Raw genomic sequence first — 18550 nt, 5'->3', positions numbered from 1 at the left:
TCCGTCACGGTGTTGCCACGCGGCGCACCCGCGCGCACCGGAACGCCCGAGACGCCGAGCATGTACCGACCCCGACCCTGGAGCAGCCGATGACCGGGAACGACACCGCCACCGACGGCGTACCCACCGCAGGTGGCGTACGGATCGACACGAGCAAGCCGCATCCCGCCCGGATGTACGACTGGTTCCTCGGCGGCAAGGACAACTACCCGGTCGACGAGGAGATGGCCCGCCAGCTCCTCACCATCGACGCCCGCGGCCGCGACATGGCCCGCGTGAACCGGGCGTTCATGCACCGCGCGACCCGCTGGCTCGGCAAGGCGGGCGTCCGCCAGTACCTGGACATCGGCACCGGGATCCCCACCGAGCCCAACCTCCACCAGATAGCCCAGCAGGTCGCGCCCGATTCCCGGATCGTCTACTGCGACAACGACCCGATCGTCCTCGCCCACGCCGAGGCGCTGCTGCGCTCCACGCCGGAGGGCGCCACCGCGTACATCCAGGCCGACGCCCGCGACCCGCGGACCATCCTGGAACGCGCGGGCGACGTCCTCGACTTCACGCAGCCCATCGCGCTGTCCATGCTGGCGCTGCTCCACTTCGTGGACGACGAGGACGGCGCGTACGAGCTGGTGGCCCGGCTGGTCGAGCGGCTCGCGCCGGGCAGCTACGTCGTCCTGTCGCACGTCACCAGCGAGTTCGACCCGGACGGCGCCGCGAAGGCCCGCGCCATGTACCAGAAGCGCGGTCTCACCCTGCGGCCCCGCACCCGCGAGGAGCTGACCCGCTTCTTCGACGGCCTGGAGCTGGTCGAGCCGGGTGTGACGCTCACCGCCGACTGGCACCCGGAGCTGGGCGAGCCCATCCCGGTCGCCGGGGACGAACCCATCCCGGGGTACGCGGGCGTCGCCCGCAAGCCGTGACCCAGCCGTCCAGGCCGCAAGCCTCCCGCCGACCCGGCCGCGCCCCCGCACAGGAGCGCGGCCGGACGGCCCGCCGAACCAGCCGAGCCGGGACCGCGCGGCCGACGGCGCGTCAGGCCAGGTAGGCGAGCCCCGGGTGCTCCGCGCGGTACGCGTCCAGCAGCCGCCGCGCGACGGCCACCGAATCGACCAGCGGGTGCAGGGCGAACGCCTTCACCGCCGCCTCACGCGACCCGCTCTCCGCCGCCGCGAGCACCTCCCGCTCCACCGCCTTCACCGCGGCCACCAGACCCAGCGCGTGGTACGGCAGCGGCGCCACCGACACCGGATGGGCTCCGTTCGCGTCCACCAGGCACGGCACCTCCACCACCGCGTCCGCGTCGAGCCCCGGCAGCGCCGACCGGTTGCGGACGTTCAGGATCAGCGTGGCCCGCTCGTCGCGCGCGACGGCCCGCATCAGCGCGAGCGCCACCCGCTCGTACCCGCCGGGCTCCAGGTCCTCCGCCGCGCGGCCCCCCGTGTCCCCGGCCGCCTCCCGGTTCGCGGCCATGTACGTGGCCTCCCGCTCCGCGAGGGCGCGCCGCCACGCGTCCAGGGCCCGCACCTCGGGGCGGGCGGCCGCCGCGTAGAACCCGGCCTGCTGGTCGCGCAGGTACGCCCCGCGCGTCCGCCCGGCGTCCCGGTAGGCGCGTACGGTCTCGCGGTTGGCGTAGTAGTAGTGCAGGTACTCGTTGGGGACCGCCCCCAGCGACCGCAGCCACGCGGCGCCGAACAGCCGGCCCTCCTCGAACGAGCCGAGCGCCTCCTCGTCCGCCAGCAGCCCCGGCAGCAGGTCCCGCCCGTCCACCCGCAGCCCGCGCAGCCAGCCCAGGTGGTTGAGGCCCGCGTAGTCCACCCACACCCGGTCCGGGTCGGCGCCCGCCACCCGCGCCACGCGGCGGCCCAGGCCCACCGGCGAGTCGCAGATGCCCACGACCCGGTCGCCCAGCACCCGCGCCATCGCCTCCGTCACCAGGCCCGCGGGATTGGTGAAGTTGATGACCCAGGCGTCCGGCGCCAGCCGCGCCACGCGCCGGGCGATGTCCACGGCCACCGGCACGGTCCGCAGCCCGTACGCGATGCCGCCCGCGCCGACCGTCTCCTGGCCCAGCACCCCCTCGGCGAGCGCCACCCGCTCGTCGGCTGCCCGGCCCGCGAGACCCCCGACGCGGATCGCGGAGAACACGAAGTCGGCGCCGCGCAGCGCCTCTTCCAGGTCGGTCGTCACGGTCACGCGCGGCGCGTCGGGGACGGCCTCCGCCTGATCGGCCAGCACCCGGCCGATCGCCGCCAGCCGGGCGCCGTCCACGTCGTGCAGGACGACCCGGGTGACCCGGCCCTCGCCCCGGTCGGCCAGCAGCGCCCGGTACACCAGCGGCACCCGGAACCCGCCGCCGCCCAGAATCGTCAGCCTCATGCCCCGTACGCTACTGCCTCCCCCGTCAGCCCAGGTCGAGCGCGTTCGGCAGGCCCATCCGGTACCGGACCAGATCGTGCCGCTTCAGCGCCTCCAGCTCCGGCGGACGGAACAGGGAGCGGACCGCGCAGCGCGGCGCCGTCGAACCGGTCCGGTCCAGCAGGGCGTTGACGGCCTGCCGGGCCGAGGCGTTGGCGCCCTCCATGGTCGCCAGGTCGATGTCGACGGCCACGTAGTCACCGGCGAGGAAGAAGTTCGGCACCCGCGTCGCCGCGTCCGGCCGGTTGTGGAACGTGCCCACCGGGTGGATCAGCAGCTCGTCCTCGTTGGTCGGGTTCGGCGTGCCGAGACCGTCCACGCCCGGGTCCAGGAACCACGAGTGCAGCGCCCCGTCCTTCAGCGCCGGGCTCCCCGTGTCGTTGAGCGCGGCCTTCAGCTGCGCCCACACCTCCCGCGCCACCTGCTCGCGGGTGCACTGCTTGGCCGTCTTCCCGTACAGGACGCCGGGCCGGTCCCACTCGGAGATGTCGACCGACAGGCAGTCCACCACCGTGCCGTCGCCGTACGTGCCCGCGAAGTCCCCGCCCGTCCAGTGGTGGGCCTGGGCGATGGCCGTCAGCGACCACGGCGAGTCGACGCAGTTCACATGGCCCCGCACCAGCGGCGGGCGCTCGGTCAGATAGAACTGGATGCCCGTCATCCAGTCGGTGCGCAGCCGGTCGCACCGGGCGAGCCGGGGGTCGGCCGCCCGCAGCGCGGCGCCCCAGGTGCGGCGGGCGTGCTCCACCGGCAGGGCGCTGACGTAGTGGTCCGCCGTGACCGCGTGGCGGGCGCCGTCCGGGCCCTCGACCAGCGCGGCGGTGATCCCGCCGTCCCGGTACCGCATCTCCCGCAGCGTCCAGCCCACCCTGAACTCCACCCCCACGGAGCGCAAGTGCGCGACCCACGGGTCGATCCACGCCTCGTTCGTCGGCGCGTTGAGGATGCGGTCCGGCGGGCCGTCCGCGCCCCGGCCGAGCGCGTTGAGGACGAACGCCTCCCCGAGGGTGCCGACCGTGCGGGTGCTGGCCTCCTCCGCCTTGGTGGCGACGATGTTGCGGGTGACGCCGACGGCGAGGACGCGCTGGTAGTCGGCGGACATGCGGGCGGCGCGGGTGAACTCCCACCACGGGACGCGCTCCCACTGCCCGTCGCGCCGCTCCTGGCAGCTCGTCAGGAAGACGAGCGCCCGGTTCACGAAGTACGCCACCTCGTGCGCGGGCAGATGCGCGGCAGTGTCGAGCAGGGCGGTCAGGGCGCGGCGCAGCTCGTCGAGGGTGAGCGCCTCCGGGCGGTGGCCGGGCCATGGGATGGGGAAGCGCAGGTCCTCGCGGCCCGTGCGGGCCATCATCATCTCGCGGGGCGCCACCAGGTTGTCGTACACGCCGTTCGCGTTGCCCGGGTAGGGGATGCGCCGCATCGTGTCCGGCAGGTTGTGGTAGATGCCGGGGATGAAGCGGAAGCCGTGCTCGGCCGGGAGGGGGCGGCGCCCGCCCCTGGCGCTGCCGGGGACGTCCATGCTGCGCGCCTTGCCGCCGAGGGCGCGGCGCTCGTACACGGTGACGTGGAAGCCCCGTTCGGCCAGTTCGTGCGCGGCCGTCAGCCCGGCGACGCCGCCGCCGAGCACGGCGACCGTTCCCGGCGCCTCGGCGCCCGCGAGGCGGGGCGCGGCCGCGCGGGCGGTGCCGGTGCCGGCCAGCCCCGTGCCGGTGACGGCGGCCGCGCCCGCCACGAACGTGCGTCGTGTCGTACCCGTACGGTCCATGCTGCCCCTCTTACCTGTCGGCAACCAGGCGCAGGAGGATAGGGGCGGCTTCCGGGACCCGGAAGCGTCGTGCGGCGCGGGCCGCACACAATGGCCGGAAGCCGCCCCGGGCACAATGGCCCCATGTCGCGACGCAAGCCCCGCCCGAAGTCCCCCGCAGCACCCGCCCGGGTCCAGGCCCACGCCGTCCGGCCGGAGGGGCCCTGCCCCTGCGGGCCGCCCGACGCGTACGCGGAGTGCTGCGGCCGGTTCCACACGGGCGCGGCGACCGCCCCCACGGCCGAGCGGCTCATGCGGTCCCGCTACAGCGCCTTCGTGGTGCACGACGAGCCGTACCTGCTGCGCACCTGGGCGCCGGCCACCCGGCCGCGCTCGGTGGACTTCGACCCGGACACGCGGTGGACGGGCCTGGAGATCGAGGGCACGGCCGACGGCACCCTGTTCCACACGACCGGCACGGTCACCTTCACCGCCCGCTACACCCACCGGGGCGAGCCGGGGGCCCTGCGGGAGCGCAGCCGCTTCGAGAAGGCGGACGGGCGGTGGGTGTACGTGGACGGCACCTTCGACGAGGACTGACCGTCAGACGATCCCGCCGCCGGGGCGGAGCACCAGACCCGGGTTGTACGCGGCGAGGATCTTGTTCGCGCGGGCCAGCGCCGCGAGCGCGTGCTCCCGGTCGGCCTGGTCCTCCTGGCACATCGGACCCCGGAAGCGGCGCACCTCGCGGGCCGCGCACTCGGCGTCGATCTCCGCCTGCAGGACGCCCGTCGGCATGCAGGAACCGATCAGGGCGGCGACGTGGTCGGGGATCGGGACGGGGAAGAGACGCGACACGGTCACGTGAGGTCCTTTACTGCTGTCCTGCTTCTGGCAGGCGCCGGGTGCGGGGTGTACCCCTCCATGGTGACGGCTCCCGGGCCCCGGTCTTCCCCCGGGTCTGTATCCGTCCTGCAACCGTTCCGGCGTTTCCCGGCCCCCCGAGGGGTACCCGCACCGGCCGGAGGTGATCGCATGCCCGAGCCAGGCAGCAAGAAGTACGACATCCACCGCGCCCGGCTCCGCAAGGAGGCCGAGGACCGCGGCGTCTGACGACCAGGAGGCCAACGACGAGGCCAACGCCACCTCGCAGAGGTCGCCCGGATGGCGCTCCCGAGGGCCCCGCACCGAACGGGGACGCGGCCCGAAGGGCGAGCGCGAGGGGGAGTGACCCCCCGGCGGGGACGAGAACGCGGGGCGCGGGCCCGTCGCGGACCCGCGCCCCGCGCCTGGCCCTCGCCGCCCAGCAGCCGTGCCGTCCAGGCCCTGCACCCACGCCGCCCCCCGTCTCCGCGCCCGCGGCTCAGGGCCCCGACAGCACCTCGTCCAGGTCGTACGACACGGGCTCCTCCAGCTGCGCGTAGCCGCAGCTCTCCGGCGTGCGGTCCGGGCGCCACCGCCGGAACTGGGCCGTGTGCCGGAACCGGTCGCCCTCCATGTGGTCGTACCCGACCTCGCAGACCCGCTCGGGGCGCAGCGGCACCCACGACAGGTCCTTCTTGCCCGACCAGCGGCTCGGCGCCCCCGGCAGCCGGGCGCTCTCGTGCGCGGCGGCGTCCGCCCAGGACGCCCAGGGGTGCCCGTCCGGCGGGACCATGACCAGCGGGGCGAGCTCGTCGACCAGCTCCCGCCGCCGCGCGGCCGTGAACGCGGCGCACACCCCGACGTGCTGGAGCGTGCCCCCCTCGTCGTACAGGCCGAGCAGCAGCGAACCGACGACGGGGCCGGTCTTGTGCAGCCGGTACCCGGCCACCACCACGTCCGCCGTCCGCTCGTGCTTGATCTTGTACATGAGCCGCGCGTCCGGCCGGTAGCGCAGGTCCAGCGGCTTGGCGATCACCCCGTCGAGCCCGGCGCCCTCGTACTGCTCGAACCACCGCTCCGCCACGGCCGCGTCGGTCGTCGCGGGCGCCACGTGCACCGGCGGCCGCACGTCGCCGAGTACCCGCTCCAGCGCCGCCCGCCGCTCCGTCAGCGGCTCGTCCATCAGGGACGCGTCGTCCAGTGCCAGCAGGTCGAAGGCGACGAACCGCGCCGGGGTCCGCCCGGCCAGCATCCGCACCCGCGAGTCCGCCGGGTGGATGCGCTCGGTCAGCCGGTCGAAGTCCAGCCGCCCGCCGTGCGCGATGACGATCTCACCGTCCACCACGCACCGCTCGGGCAGCCGCTCCCGCGCGGCGTCCACCAGCTCGGGGAAGTAGCGGGTCAGCGGCTTGCCCGTACGGCTGCCGATCACCACCTCGTCCCCGTCGCGGTGGACGATCGCGCGGAAGCCGTCCCACTTCGCCTCGTAGTGCATCCCCGGCGGGATCTTCTTCACGCTCTTGGCGAGCATCGGTTTCACGGGCGGCATCACCGGCAGGTCCATGGCACGATTCTGCGCCCGGATCATCCCGATATGCGCGTTGTGCGTGCTCCGCCTACCGTGGCGCCCATGGGAGAAGCGGTGGAGCTGGAGGCCGGCGGGCGGACCGTGCGCCTGTCCAACCCGGACAAGGTGTACTTCCCGGAGCGCGGGTTCACGAAGCTGGACGTCGCCCGGTACTTCCTCGCCGTCGGCGACGGCATCACCCGGGCGCTGCGCGACCGGCCCACCACCCTGGAGCGCTTCCCGGACGGGGTCGGCGGCGAGTCGTTCTTCCAGAAACGCGCCCCCAAGAACCTCCCCGACTGGATCACCACCGCCCACATCGCCTTCCCCAGCGGCCGCTCCGCCGACGAGATCCGCCCCACCGAGATCGCCGCGGTCCTGTGGGCCGCCAACCTCGGCACCCTCACCTTCCACCCCTGGCCGGTACGCGGCGACGCCACCGACCACCCCGACGAGCTGCGCATCGACCTCGACCCGCAGCCCGGCACGGGCTTCGCCGACGCCGTCCGCGCCGCCCACGGACTGCGCGCCCTCCTCGACGAGTACGGGCTGCGCGGCTGGCCCAAGACGTCCGGCGGGCGCGGCCTGCACGTCTTCGTGCCGATCGAGCCGCGCTGGACGTTCACCGGGGTGCGCCGCGCCGCCATCGCCGTCGGCCGCGAACTGGAGCGCCGCATGCCCGGCAAGGTCACCACCGCCTGGTGGAAGGAGCAGCGCGGCGAGCGGATCTTCGTGGACTACAACCAGACGGCCCGCGACCGCACCATCGCCTCCGCCTACTCCGTACGCCCCCGTCCCCACGCCCCCGTCTCGGCGCCGCTGCGCTGGGAGGAGCTCGACGCGGCCGACCCGCGCGACTTCGACCTGATCACCATGCCCGCCCGGTACGCCGAGCAGGGTGACGTCCACGCCGACATGGACGACCACGCCTTCGGTCTGGAGGGCCTGCTGGAACTCGCCGAGCGCGACGAGCGGGACCACGGGCTGGGCGACCTGCCGTACCCGCCGGACTACCCCAAGATGCCCGGAGAGCCCAAGCGCGTGCAGCCGAGCCGCGCGAAGAAGGAGTGACACACCCATGCTGACCACCCGTTTCGTCACCGGGTCCCCGATCTGGGTGGACCTCGGCGCGCCCGACATCGACGGGGCGCACGCGTTCTACCGGGCTCTGTTCGGCTGGGAGTTCACACCGGGCGACCCCGAGTTCGGCGGCTACGGGATGTTCACCAGGGACGGCCGGACGGTCGCGGGCGGCATGACCGTCCCGCCCGAGCAGGGCCCGGCCGCCTGGACGCTTTATTTCCGCACCCCCGACGCGGAGGCCGCGGCGACCGCCGTGCGCGCGGGCGGCGGCAGCGTCGCCCTCGACCCGATGCGGGTCGGCGACCTCGGCCGGATGGCCCTGTTCACCGACCCCACCGGGGCGGGTTTCGGTGTGTGGGAGCCCGGCAGGACCCGGGGCCTCGACACGGTGGGCGAACCGGGCGCGCTGTACTGGACGGAGCTGTACACCCCGGACCCCGTCGCCGACCTGTCGTTCTACGACATGGTCTTCGGCACGGAGGCCCACACCGCCACCGGCGGCGAGGGAGGCGGATACACGCTGCTCCAGCCGTCCGGGACCGGCCTCGCCTCGATGGACGACGCGTTCGGCGCCGTCGTGCCGCTCGCGGACGACCCGTCGGAGGCCGCGGGCGGGCCGTCGTGGACGCCGTACTTCGCGGTGGACGACCTCGACGCGGCCGTCGCGGAGGCCGAGCGCGGCGGCGGCAAGGTCCGCAAGGGCCCCGCCGACCTGCCGGGCATCGGCCGCTGCGCCAAGCTCACCGACCCGTACGGGGCCCGCTTCGCCGTCCTGGGGCAAACGCGCCAGACGGGGTGACACGCCTGGCCGGGGAACCCCTTGTCCTGTCACCGTGCGCGGGACCATCCTGACGGGGAGCGACCGCTCCACGGGCGTTGATCCGTTGTTGACGGGTCGTTTATCGGCGTGGGGCAGCGTGGTCCGCATGCCGACCCACATCATCGAAGAGCGCCCCGTCCGCCGCACGGATGACCGCGTCGCGGCCCGCCGGGAGGAGCGCCCCCTGTACCGCGCGGACGACCGTCCGGCGGCCCGCACGGAGGAGCGCTCCCCGCTCCGTACGCTGGACCGCCCCGCCGAGCGGCCCGCGCTCGCCCCGGCCGAGGCCGAGCTGTCCTGGCAGGAGAGCGCCCTGTGCGCCCAGACCGGGCCCGAGCTGTTCTTCCCCGAGCCGGGCTCCTCCACCCGCGAGGCGAAGTTCCTCTGCGGGCTCTGCGACATCCGCGAGGCATGCCTGGAGTACGCGCTCACGCACGACGAGCGGTTCGGCGTGTGGGGCGGGCTCTCCGAGCAGGAGCGGTACGAGCTCAAGCGGCGGCGCGCCGGCCGCCGCTGAGCGCCGTGCCGGCGGCCGTCAGCCCGCGGCGCGGGCCGCCATCCGGGCCTTGCGCGCGGCGAGCTTCTCGTCGAACTTCGCCGCCTCCGTGTCCAGCCCGTTCATGTACAGGCCGAGCTCCTCCTGCGCCTTGAGACCCTCCGGGCCGAGCCCGTCGATCTCCAGCACCTTCAGGAAGCGCAGCACCGGCTGGAGCACGTCGTCGTGGTGGATGCGCAGGTTGTAGATCTCGCCGATGGCCATCCGGGCCGCCGCCCGCTCGAAGCCCGGCATGCCGTGCCCGGGCATCCGGAAGTTGACCACCACGTCCCGCACCGCGCACATCGTGAGGTCCGGGGCCAGCTCGAACGCCGCGCCCAGCAGGTTCCGGTAGAAGACCATGTGCAGGTTCTCGTCCAGCGCGATGCGCGCCAGCATCCGGTCGCACACCGGGTCGCCCGACTGATGGCCCGTGTTGCGGTGCGAGATCCGCGTCGCCAGCTCCTGGAACGCCACGTACGCCACCGAGTGCAGCATCGAGTGCCGGTTGTCCGACTCGAAGCCCTCGCTCATGTGGGCCATCCGGAACTGCTCCAGCTTGTCCGGGTCCACCGCGCGCGACGTGAGCAGGTAGTCCCGCATCACGATGCCGTGGCGCCCCTCCTCGGCGGTCCAGCGGTGCACCCAGGTGCCCCAGGCGCCGTCCCGGCCGAAGAGGGTGGCGATCTCGTGGTGGTAGCTCGGCAGGTTGTCCTCCGTGAGCAGGTTCACCACCAGGGCGATCCGGCCCACGTCGGACACCTTCGACTGCTGCGGCTCCCACGCCTCCCCGTCCTCGAAGAGGCCGGGGAAGTTCCGGCCGTCCGACCAGGGGACGTACTCGTGCGGCATCCAGTCCTTGGCGACCTTGAGGTGGCGGTTCAGCTCCTTCTCGACCACCTCTTCCAACGCGTACAGCAGCCGGGCATCAGTCCACTCCGCCGAACTGCCGAGGTGAGGAGAGGTAAGGGTCACGGGGGCTCCTGGAGAAACAGATCATTACCTACGGGCTCGTAGGTTACGAGACCGTAGGTTAAGCAGGCCGTAAGGCCCCCGCCAAGCCCATCCGCGCCGCTGTCCCCTTACGTTCCGTTATGGGAGGAGGTGAGGGCGTCGAGATCGAGCCTGCGTGTGATGCCGATCGCCTCCAGGAACGGCACGTCGTGGCTGGCCACGAGCAGCGCCCCCTCGTACGCCTCCAGCGCCTGGACGAGGCTCCGCACGCTCGCCATGTCCAGGTTGTTCGTCGGCTCGTCCAGCATCAGCAGCTGCGGCGCGGGCTCGGCCAGCAGCAGCGCCGCCAGCGTCGCCCTGAACCGCTCGCCGCCCGACAGGGTCCCCGCCCGCTGGTCGGCCTTCGCGCCCCGGAACAGGAACCGAGCGAGGCGCGCCCGGACGCGGTTCGGCGTGGCGTCGGGCGCGAACCGCGCCACGTTCTCCACCACGGTCAGCTCGTCGTCCAGCACGTCGAGGCGCTGCGGCAGGAAGCGGTGCGGTACGCGGACGAGCGCCTCGCCCGCGACCGGCTCCAGTTCCCCGGCGACCGTCCGCAGCAGCGTGGACTTGCCCGACCCGTTCCGCCCCACCAGGGCGACCCGCTCCGGCCCGCGCACCTCGAAGTCGCCGTCAAGCCGCGCCCCGTGGCGCAGGGTCAGGTCCCGCAGGAGCAGCACGCCCCGGCCCGGCGGCACGGCCGTGTACGGCAGCTCCACCCGGATCGCGTCGTCGTCCCGTACGGCCTCCACGGCCTCGTCCAGCCGCTCCCGCGCCTGCTCCAGACGCTGGGCGTGCACCGCGCGGTGCTTGCCCGCCGAGACCTGCGCGGCCCGCTTCAGGGCGCCCGCCACGATGGGCGGCACCGCCTTGTTCGCGGCCTGCTTATCGCCGTACCTCTTCCGCTTCGCCAGCTTCACCTGCGCTTCCGCCATCTCCCGCCGCTGTCTGCGCACATCGGACTCGGCGGCGCGGACCATCCGCTCGGCCGCCTCCTGCTCGGCGGCGACGGCCTCCTCGTACGCGGAGTACGGACCGCCGTACCAGGTGACCTCGCCGTCGCGCAGCTCCGCGACGCGGTCCACCCGCTCCAGCAGCTCCCGGTCGTGGCTGACCACGACGAGGACGCCCTGCCAGGCGTCCACCGCCGCGTAGAGGCGGCGCCGGGCGTGGAGGTCGAGGTTGTTCGTCGGCTCGTCCAGCAGCAGGACCGCGGGGCGCGCCAGGAGCAGCGCGGCGAGCCGCAGCAGAACGCACTCGCCGCCCGACAGTTCCCGGGTGGTGCGGTCGAGGCCGACCCGCTCCAGGCCGAGCTGGTCGAGCATGGCACGGGCCCGCTCCTCCACGTCCCAGTCGTCGCCGACGGCCGTGAAGTGCTCCTCGCGTACGTCGCCGGACTCGATGGCGTGCAGGGCGGCCCGCGTCGCGGCGATGCCGAGCGCCTCGTCCACCCGCAGCGCCGTGTCCAGCGCGGCGTCCTGCGGGAGGTAGCCGATGTCCCCCGCGGCGCGGACCGTCCCCGAGACCGGGGGCAGCTCTCCCCCGAGCAGCTTCAACAGGGTGGACTTGCCCGACCCGTTGCGGCCGATGAGGCCGGTGCGGCCGGGGCCGACCGCGAGGTTCAGCCCGTCGAGGACGGGGGTGCCGTCGGGCCAGGCGAAGGTGAGGCCGGCACAGGAGAGGGCGGGGTGGGCGTGGGGAAAAGACATGAGTGTCTCCCGGTTGCGTGAGAAGGGTTCGGGGCAACGGGTGAGACACCGGGTGGACGACCGGGGCGGGCTGCGGCACACCGCGGGGCACGGCGCCCTCGGGGAGGGGCGGTGCGGCAGGGCGGGGGACGGGCTCGTAAGCCGAGGTCGTACACGGGCGGCACGCACGGCACGCGAAGGCGCGCGGGGTGCGGCGGCACGGTGTCTCAAGACCTCAGACGAGCAATGTCCTGCTCCGATCGACGGCAATGGGGCCGAGGAGAACGCTAGGACGGGCCGGGGAGGGACGGCAAACGATTTACGGCGGCACGGCGGCACGGCGGCACGGCGGCGCGGGGGGTATGACAGGGCGGCGGTACGAGGGTGCGACGGCGCGGCGACCGGTGCAGGTCAGCGGGCGTCGCGCAGCAGCAGGGCCAGGTCCCGGTCGAGGTCGAGGAAGAGGTGCTCGCACCCGGAGGGGACCACGTGCCGGGTGCGGCGCAGGAAGCGGCGGATCTCGCCGGTGCGGAGGTGGACCATGGCGACGCCTTCGACGGCGTGGAACTCCACCACCGTCCGGTCGTGGCCGAACGGCCTCATCCGCACGTCACCGACTCCGGCGGGCCCCTCGGCCCCCGCCGCGAGCAGGTCGCGGGAGAACTCCCACACCGCCTCCACCCCTTCGAGGGTCGCCGCGGCGGGGAAGGCCATCCGGACGGCGAACGGGTCGGCGGGGTCGTAGCGCAGGACGACCGGGACCACGTCCATGCGGGGCGCGGACGCGACGAGGCGGGCTTGCAGGGCCTGTTCGATGACGGTGGACACGTCCGGCTCCCTCGTAGATCTCCCGGTTCACGGGAGAGGACGGCGAATCCGGCCACGGCGTGCACTCTGAGCCACTGTGACCTGTGCCACGGAGGTGGTCTGGACGGGGCCGTGGGCGGGCAGTACGTTCCGGCGGCATGGGAGCCATGGGGAAGACGAGGCGGTCGGTGTCGCTGGTGCTGTGCGGGGCGGCCGTGGCCGCGACCGCGCTCCTGACCGGCCCGGAGGCACGGGCGGAGCAGCCGCGGACGTCCGGGGAGGGCGCGGCCGCCGAGGCGCGGGGGAGCGCGCTGTCCTGGGAGCCGTCGGTGACCGGCAGTACGGCGAGGTTCCGCGGTCTGGCCGCCGTGGACCGCGACACGGCGTGGCTCGCCGGGTCGCGCGGCACGGTCCTGCGCACCGCCGACGGCGGCCGCACCTGGCGGGACGTCTCGCCGCCGGGCGCGGGGGAGCTGGAGTTCCGGGACGTCGAGGCGTTCGACGGGCGGCGCGCGGTGGTGCTGGCCATCGGCGAGGGCGAGGCGTCCCGCATCCTGCGCACCGAGGACGGCGGCGCCACCTGGACGGAGACGTTCCGCAACCCCGACCCGCGCGCCTTCTACGACTGCGTGGCCTTCTTCGACCGCCGACACGGCCTCGCCATGAGCGACCCCGTCGACGGCAGGTTCCGCATCCTGTCCACGGCGGACGGCGGCCGCACCTGGCGCGTCCTGCCCGACGCCGGAATGCCGCCGGCGCTGCCCGGCGAGGCCGGGTTCGCGGCGAGCGGCCAGTGCCTGGTGACCGCCGGGCCGCGCGATGTGTGGCTGGCGACCGGCGGCGGGGCGGCAGGCCGGGTGCTGCACTCCGCCGACCGGGGCCTGACCTGGCGGGAGGCCGACGCGACGATACCGGCGGGCGACCCGGCGCGCGGCGTGTTCGGGCTCGCCTTCCGGGACCGCGCGCACGGCATCGCCGTCGGCGGCGACTACCGCGCCGACCAGCCGTCGGCGCGGGCCGCCGCCCTCACCGGGGACGGCGGCCGCACCTGGCGCCCGTCCGTCATGTCGCCGCCCGCCTACCGCTCCGGCGTGGCCTGGCTGCCGCACAGCCGGTCGGCGGCGCTCGCGGTGGGCCCGACCGGCACGGACCTCACCACCGACGGCGGCCGCACCTGGCGGACCTTCGACACCGGCCCGTACGACACGGTCACCTGCACGCCCGACTTCTCCTGCTGGGCGTCGGGCGCGCAGGGCCGCGCGGCGCGCCTCGTCGTGCGCGGAGACGCCGCACCGGGGAACGCCGCACCGGGGAGGCCGTAGCGGGAAACGCCGTACCGGGGCGCGCCGACGGGACCGGGGCGGCGCCCTGGCGGGGCCCCGGTCCCGTACAGCGGTGCCGTCGGCACGGCGGTCCGGGGGCTCCCGGCTCTCTCGGGTAGACGTGGGGGATGTTCTTCGACTCCTGGTACGACACGCTGCGCGTGGCGGTCATGGCCGTGTGCGCCTACGCGGCGCTGCTCCTGGTGGTGCGCCTGTCGGGCAAGCGCACCCTGGCCAAGATGAACGCCTTCGACCTGGTGGTCACCGTGGCCCTGGGCTCGACCCTGGCCACCATCCTCCTCACCCGCGACGTCGCACTCGCGGAGGGAGCGCTCGCCCTGGCGCTACTGGTGTCCCTCCAGTTCGTCAGCGCCAGGGCCGCGGTGCGCTCCCGTTCGTTCCGGCGCCTGATCAAGTCCGAGCCGACGCTGCTGCTGAGCGACGGGCGCATGCTTCCCGAGGCGATGGCCCGTCAGCGGGTCACCGAGGGCGAGGTGCGCCAGGCCATCCGCGCCCACGGGATCGGCGCGGTCGAGGACGTCACCGCGGTGGTACTGGAGACCGACGGCAGCTTCAGCGTGCTCAGCCGGTCCCGGAGCGGCTCCGGCAGCTCCCTTGAGGACGTCACGGCCGGCTGACGGCAGCTCAGGCGGCCCGCGAAGTCGCGGCGTCCGCGCGGCCCGGCACGTGCGCCCGGTGCGCGGGGCCCGGTGGGCCCCGGCACCCGTGCCCGGCGTGGCACGGCTCCCCGGCGGCGGTCCGGGGGCCGTTCGGGTGCGCCCCGGTGGCGGTCCGGGGCGGCGTCCGTTCGGGTGCGGGCGGGGCGGGGGAGGTACGCCGTGACCGCCGCGGGGCACCCGCACGTACATGCTCGACATCCTGCTCACCACGTCCGGTGCCCTGGCCCTGGTCGTGGCCGCGCTCTCGAAGCCCATCGAACGGGCGCCGCTGACCGCCCCCCTGCTGGGTCTGGTGACCGGTGTCGCCCTCGGCCCCGCGGGACTCGACGTCATCGGCCTGCCCACCGTGGTGGAGGGGCACGGGGACCTGCACGAGGCGTGCCGACTCCTCCTGGCCGTATCGGTGATGGCCGTGGCCCTGCGCTACCCGTTCCGCGACGTGCGGGCGCGCGTCCGGCCCGTGGCGCTGCTGCTGGTCGTCGCGATGGCCGGGATGGCACTGACGACCACGGCGCTGTCGGCCGTCGTTCTGGGCACCGGCCTCGGCGCGGCGGCGTTGCTTGGCGCGGCCCTGTGCCCCACCGATCCCGTACTGGCCGCCAGCGCCGTCACCGGCGAGCCGGCGGAAGGGACCGTCGGGGAACGGACCCGGCAGCTGCTCTCCCTCGAGTCGGGCGCCAACGACGGCCTGGCCCTGGCCCTGGTGGTCGCCGCGATCGCGGTCAGCGGGCCCCTGAGCGGGGGCGCGGCAGCCCTGGACGCCCTGTGGCAGATCGCGGGCGCCACGCTGCTGGGAGCGGCGGCCGGCTGGCTGGGCGGCGCGGTGCTGCGGGGCGCCGAGAGGCACCGCACTCTGCAGCCGGGCCCGCTGCTCCTCTACACCCTGATGCTGGCCCTGCTGGTGCTGGGCCTGTCGGGGCTGCTGCGGGTCGACGGCGTGCTGGCGGTCTTCGTCGCCGGTCTCGCCTTCAACGCGGTCAGTTCGGTGGACGAGCGGGCGGACGAGAACCAGGTCGACGAGGCGATCAACCGCTTCGCCGTCCTGCCGTTGTTCGTCGTGTTCGGCGCCATGATCCCGTGGCGTGAGTGGGGCGAGCTGGGATGGTGGCGCGGCCTGCTGCTCGTCCTGGCCGTGCTGGTGCTGCGCCGCCTGCCGGTCGTACTGGCCCTGAAACGCCCGCTGTCCCTGCCGTGGCGCGACGCGCTCTTCCTGGGCTGGTACGGGCCCATCGGCGTGTCCGCCCTGTTCTACCTGACCATGGAGGCGCACCGGCTCGGCGCCGATCCCCGGGTGCTGGCCGCCGGGACGCTGGTCGTCGCCGCCAGCACCGTCATTCACGGCGTCACCACCGCACCCGGGCTCAAGGCGTACGGCGCGGCGGCCCGGCGGGCGAAGGCTACCGCAGGCGACGCGGGGTGACCCGGCCGTCGGCCGTCGGCCAGTCGCGGGCCCGGCCGCCCGGGCCCGCGACGATGGTGACGGGGCGTCGGCGCGGGTAGGCGTACCGCGGTCGCGCTCTCCCCGAGTGGGTCAGGGGGCGGAGGCCGACACCCGCGGGCGCCGGGAGTACGGGAAATCGACAACGGGAGCATGCCAGGTGGTACTCGTCATCGTCTTCGGAGCGGCGTTGCTGGTCGCGGTACTGCTGTCCGGGCTGGCCGCCAGGTCCGTGCTCTCCACCTCACTGCTGTTCCTGGTGGGCGGCGCGATCGTCAGCGACGGGTTCCTCGGCCTCATCCACATCAACGCGTCGAGCGACATCGTCCGCGTGACCGCCGACCTGGCGCTGTTCGCGGTGCTGTTCACGGACGGCATGCACGTCTCCTTCCCCGCACTCCGCCGCGCCTGGCGCAACCCGGCCCGCGCGCTGGGCCTCGGCATGCCGCTGGCATTCCTCGGGGTGGCCCTGCTGACGCACTTCCTGGTGGGTCTGGACTGGACGACGTCCTTCCTGGTCGGCGCGGTGCTGGCGCCCACCGACCCGGTGTTCGCCTCGGCCATCGTCGGCCGCGAGGAGGTCCCCGCCCGGCTGCGGCAGCTGCTCAACATCGAAAGCGGCGTCAACGACGGGCTGGCGCTGCCGTTCGTCCTCGTCTTCATCGCGGCCGCCGCGCCCGCCGGTCACGCCGAGGACGTCGGGTTCGCCTCGATCGCCGGGGAACTCTTCCTCGGGCTGCTGTTCGGCGTGGCCCTGCCGCTGCTGGTGCACTGGCTGGTCCGCTTCCGGCTGCTGGGCGCCGAACCCCGGCTCCAGCCCCTGCTGCCGCTGGCCGTCGGGATCATCCTGTACGCCGCCTGCCACCTCACCCACGCCAACCCCTACCTGGCCGCCTTCTCCGCGGGCTCGGTGATCGCCGCACTCGCGCCCGAGGCGAAGGAGGCCTTCGAGCCGCTGGGGGAGGCCCTGGCGGAGCTGGCCAAGTTCGCGGCGCTGCTCGTCTTCGGCGCCCTGCTGACTCCGCACCTCTTCGGCGAGCTGTCGATCGGCGGCTACGCGGTGGCGGTCCTGGCCATCGTCCTCATCCGCCCGGCCTCGCTGCTGCTGTCCCTGGTGGGCACCGACTTCGACCGCAAGGAGAAGCTCACCGCCGCCTGGTTCGGCCCCAAGGGATTCGCCTCGGTGGTCTACGGACTGCTCGTGCTCCAGGCGGGCATCCCGCAGGGCGAGGAGGCGTTCACCCTGATCGCCGTCACCATCGCCTTCTCGATCGTCGCGCACAGCAGCACCGACGTGCCGATCGCACGGATCTTCGACGTGGAGGAGCTGATCGGACTCCCCGACGACGACCCCGCGTCACGGCACGGGCGACGCCCCCACGACCGAGGGAAAGCCTAAGCTGACAGCCACTATGACAATTCTCGAAACGCCCGCCGACTGGCCCGCCGACGAGGCCGCGGCCCTGGCCGTGCAGGACGCCCTGCGCGCCCGCGTGGTGCTGGACGAGCCGGGGCCCCCGGTCGGTACGGGCCTCGTGACCGGCGTCGACGTGGCGTACGACGACGAACGCGACCTCGTCGCCGCGGCCGCCGTCGTGCTGGACGCCCGCACCCTCGACGTGGTCGACCGGGCCACCGCCGTCGGCCGGGTGTCCTTCCCGTACGTGCCGGGCCTCCTGGCCTTCCGTGAACTGCCCGCCGTCCTCGCGGCGCTGGGCGCCCTGACGGCCGGCCCCGGCCTCGTCGTGTGCGACGGCTACGGGCAGGCGCACCCGCGCCGCTTCGGCCTCGCCAGCCACCTGGGCGTCCTCACCGGCCTGCCGGTGCTCGGCGTCGCCAAGAACCCGTTCACCTTCACGTACGAGCAGCCCGGCCCCGCCCGCGGCGCCACCAGCCCGCTGATGGCCGGCACCGAGGAGGTGGGGCGCGCGGTGCGCACCCGCGACGACGTGAAGCCGGTCTTCGTGTCGGCCGGACACCGCGTCACCCTGGACGACGCCTGCGCCCACACCCTGGCGCTGACGCCCCGTTACCGGCTGCCGGAAACGACCCGGCACGCCGACGCCCTGTGCCGCCGCGCCCTGCGCGAGGCCACCCTCGGAGAAGGGAGCGCCGTATGATCGGCCGCCTCCAGTGCGTGGTCGTGGACTGCTCCGACCCGCTCCGCCTCGCCCGGTTCTACGAGGGCGTCATCGGCGGGAGCGTGAACCTGCCCGACCCCCGCTGGACCCTGGACGACGACTGGGCGACCCTGCACACGGACGACGGGCGCGTGCTCGCCTTCCAGCGGGCCGCCGACCACCGCCCGCCCCGCTGGCCGGACCCGCAGCACCCCCAGCGGTTCCACCTCGACGTGGGCGTGGACGACCTGGCGCGGGCCCGCGACGAGGCGGTGGCGCTGGGCGCCTCGGTGCTGGACGAGGGCGAGCCGGGGCGGAGCTGGATCGTCTGCGCCGACCCGGCGGGTCACCCCTTCTGCCTCGTACGGGAGTGAGCGCGGCCGGGCGGTGCGCGCGGCCGGGAGTGGGCGCGGCCAGGCGGTGCGCGCGGCCGGGAGTGGGCGCGGCCAGGCGGTGGGCGCGGCCAGGCGG

The 18550-nt window shown here is 74.5% G+C and carries 18 protein-coding genes; 11 read left to right on the top strand and 7 right to left on the bottom strand.

Annotated elements, in window-relative coordinates:
- Window positions 1–89 precede the first annotated feature (89 nt).
- Window positions 90–923: an SAM-dependent methyltransferase gene (locus J116_RS02850; protein WP_023590866.1), complete on the top strand. Its 834-nt coding sequence runs from the start codon at window positions 90–92 to the stop codon at window positions 921–923.
- A 112-nt stretch (window positions 924–1035) separates the two neighbouring features.
- Here the strand turns inward: J116_RS02850 and J116_RS02845 are convergent, their stop codons facing one another.
- Together J116_RS02845 and J116_RS02840 are read right to left on the bottom strand one after the other, a co-directional pair.
- Window positions 1036–2379, bottom strand: coding sequence for a 6-phospho-beta-glucosidase (locus tag J116_RS02845; RefSeq protein ID WP_023590867.1), 1344 nt, complete (start codon window positions 2377–2379; stop codon window positions 1036–1038).
- 25 nt (window positions 2380–2404) lie between these two features.
- Window positions 2405–4183, bottom strand: a complete 1779-nt coding sequence (locus tag J116_RS02840) for a hydroxysqualene dehydroxylase (protein WP_023590868.1) — start codon at window positions 4181–4183, stop codon at window positions 2405–2407.
- A 123-nt stretch (window positions 4184–4306) separates the two neighbouring features.
- Here J116_RS02840 and J116_RS02835 point away from each other — a divergent pair, with 123 nt between their 5' ends.
- Window positions 4307–4762 (top strand): YchJ family protein, encoded by a 456-nt coding sequence (locus tag J116_RS02835; RefSeq protein WP_023590869.1) that lies wholly within the window; start codon window positions 4307–4309, stop codon window positions 4760–4762.
- Between the two features lie 3 nt (window positions 4763–4765).
- Here J116_RS02835 and J116_RS02830 read toward each other — a convergent pair whose 3' ends face one another.
- Window positions 4766–5026 (bottom strand): hypothetical protein, encoded by a 261-nt coding sequence (locus J116_RS02830; protein WP_023590870.1) that lies wholly within the window; start codon window positions 5024–5026, stop codon window positions 4766–4768.
- Window positions 5027–5525: 499 nt separating this feature from the next.
- Complete coding sequence (locus tag J116_RS02825; protein WP_023590871.1) at window positions 5526–6590, bottom strand: ATP-dependent DNA ligase; 1065 nt, start codon at window positions 6588–6590, stop codon at window positions 5526–5528.
- A 66-nt stretch (window positions 6591–6656) separates the two neighbouring features.
- Between J116_RS02825 and ligD the strand changes: the two genes are divergently transcribed.
- The 3 genes from ligD (at window position 6657) to J116_RS02810 (ending at window position 9013) form a co-directional block, all read left to right on the top strand.
- Window positions 6657–7664 carry a non-homologous end-joining DNA ligase gene (ligD, locus tag J116_RS02820; RefSeq protein WP_023590872.1) on the top strand — a complete coding sequence of 336 codons (1008 nt, stop codon included), beginning with the start codon at window positions 6657–6659 and terminating at the stop codon, window positions 7662–7664.
- Between the two features lie 7 nt (window positions 7665–7671).
- Window positions 7672–8475, top strand: coding sequence for a VOC family protein (locus J116_RS02815; RefSeq protein ID WP_023590873.1), 804 nt, complete (start codon window positions 7672–7674; stop codon window positions 8473–8475).
- 265 nt (window positions 8476–8740) lie between these two features.
- Complete coding sequence (locus J116_RS02810) at window positions 8741–9013, top strand: WhiB family transcriptional regulator (protein ID WP_028964727.1); 273 nt, start codon at window positions 8741–8743, stop codon at window positions 9011–9013.
- Between the two features lie 18 nt (window positions 9014–9031).
- On the opposite strand, the gene J116_RS02805 is transcribed toward J116_RS02810, so the two are convergent.
- From J116_RS02805 to J116_RS02795, 3 genes are all read right to left on the bottom strand, one after another.
- Window positions 9032–10006 (bottom strand): acyl-ACP desaturase, encoded by a 975-nt coding sequence (locus J116_RS02805; protein ID WP_023590875.1) that lies wholly within the window; start codon window positions 10004–10006, stop codon window positions 9032–9034.
- Between the two features lie 107 nt (window positions 10007–10113).
- Window positions 10114–11733, bottom strand: coding sequence for an ABC-F family ATP-binding cassette domain-containing protein (locus tag J116_RS02800; protein ID WP_023590876.1), 1620 nt, complete (start codon window positions 11731–11733; stop codon window positions 10114–10116).
- Window positions 11734–12123: 390 nt separating this feature from the next.
- Complete coding sequence (locus J116_RS02795) at window positions 12124–12540, bottom strand: spore wall synthesis regulator SsgD (protein WP_023590877.1); 417 nt, start codon at window positions 12538–12540, stop codon at window positions 12124–12126.
- Between the two features lie 137 nt (window positions 12541–12677).
- Here J116_RS02795 and J116_RS02790 point away from each other — a divergent pair, with 137 nt between their 5' ends.
- The 6 genes from J116_RS02790 (at window position 12678) to J116_RS02765 (ending at window position 18453) form a co-directional block, all read left to right on the top strand.
- Window positions 12678–13841: a WD40/YVTN/BNR-like repeat-containing protein gene (locus J116_RS02790; protein WP_079147640.1), complete on the top strand. Its 1164-nt coding sequence runs from the start codon at window positions 12678–12680 to the stop codon at window positions 13839–13841.
- Window positions 13842–13969: 128 nt separating this feature from the next.
- Window positions 13970–14479, top strand: coding sequence for a DUF421 domain-containing protein (locus J116_RS02785; protein ID WP_023590879.1), 510 nt, complete (start codon window positions 13970–13972; stop codon window positions 14477–14479).
- Between the two features lie 229 nt (window positions 14480–14708).
- Window positions 14709–15941, top strand: coding sequence for a cation:proton antiporter domain-containing protein (locus J116_RS02780; RefSeq protein WP_023590880.1), 1233 nt, complete (start codon window positions 14709–14711; stop codon window positions 15939–15941).
- Between the two features lie 178 nt (window positions 15942–16119).
- On the top strand, window positions 16120–17358 hold the full coding sequence (locus tag J116_RS02775; protein ID WP_023590881.1) for a cation:proton antiporter: 1239 nt from the start codon (window positions 16120–16122) through the stop codon (window positions 17356–17358).
- 13 nt (window positions 17359–17371) lie between these two features.
- Window positions 17372–18079, top strand: coding sequence for an endonuclease V (locus J116_RS02770; RefSeq protein ID WP_023590882.1), 708 nt, complete (start codon window positions 17372–17374; stop codon window positions 18077–18079).
- The gene (locus J116_RS02765; RefSeq protein ID WP_023590883.1) at window positions 18076–18453 is read left to right on the top strand and encodes a VOC family protein; all 378 of its coding nucleotides are present in this window, start codon (window positions 18076–18078) and stop codon (window positions 18451–18453) included. Before J116_RS02770 ends, J116_RS02765 begins: the two co-directional genes overlap by 4 nt.
- Window positions 18454–18550: the final 97 nt, after the last annotated feature.

Source organism: Streptomyces thermolilacinus SPC6 (assembly GCF_000478605.2).
GTDB lineage: Bacteria > Actinomycetota > Actinomycetes > Streptomycetales > Streptomycetaceae > Streptomyces > Streptomyces thermolilacinus.
Note: the sequence above shows the minus strand (reverse complement) of the source record. Positions and strands in the feature narration are given on the sequence as shown.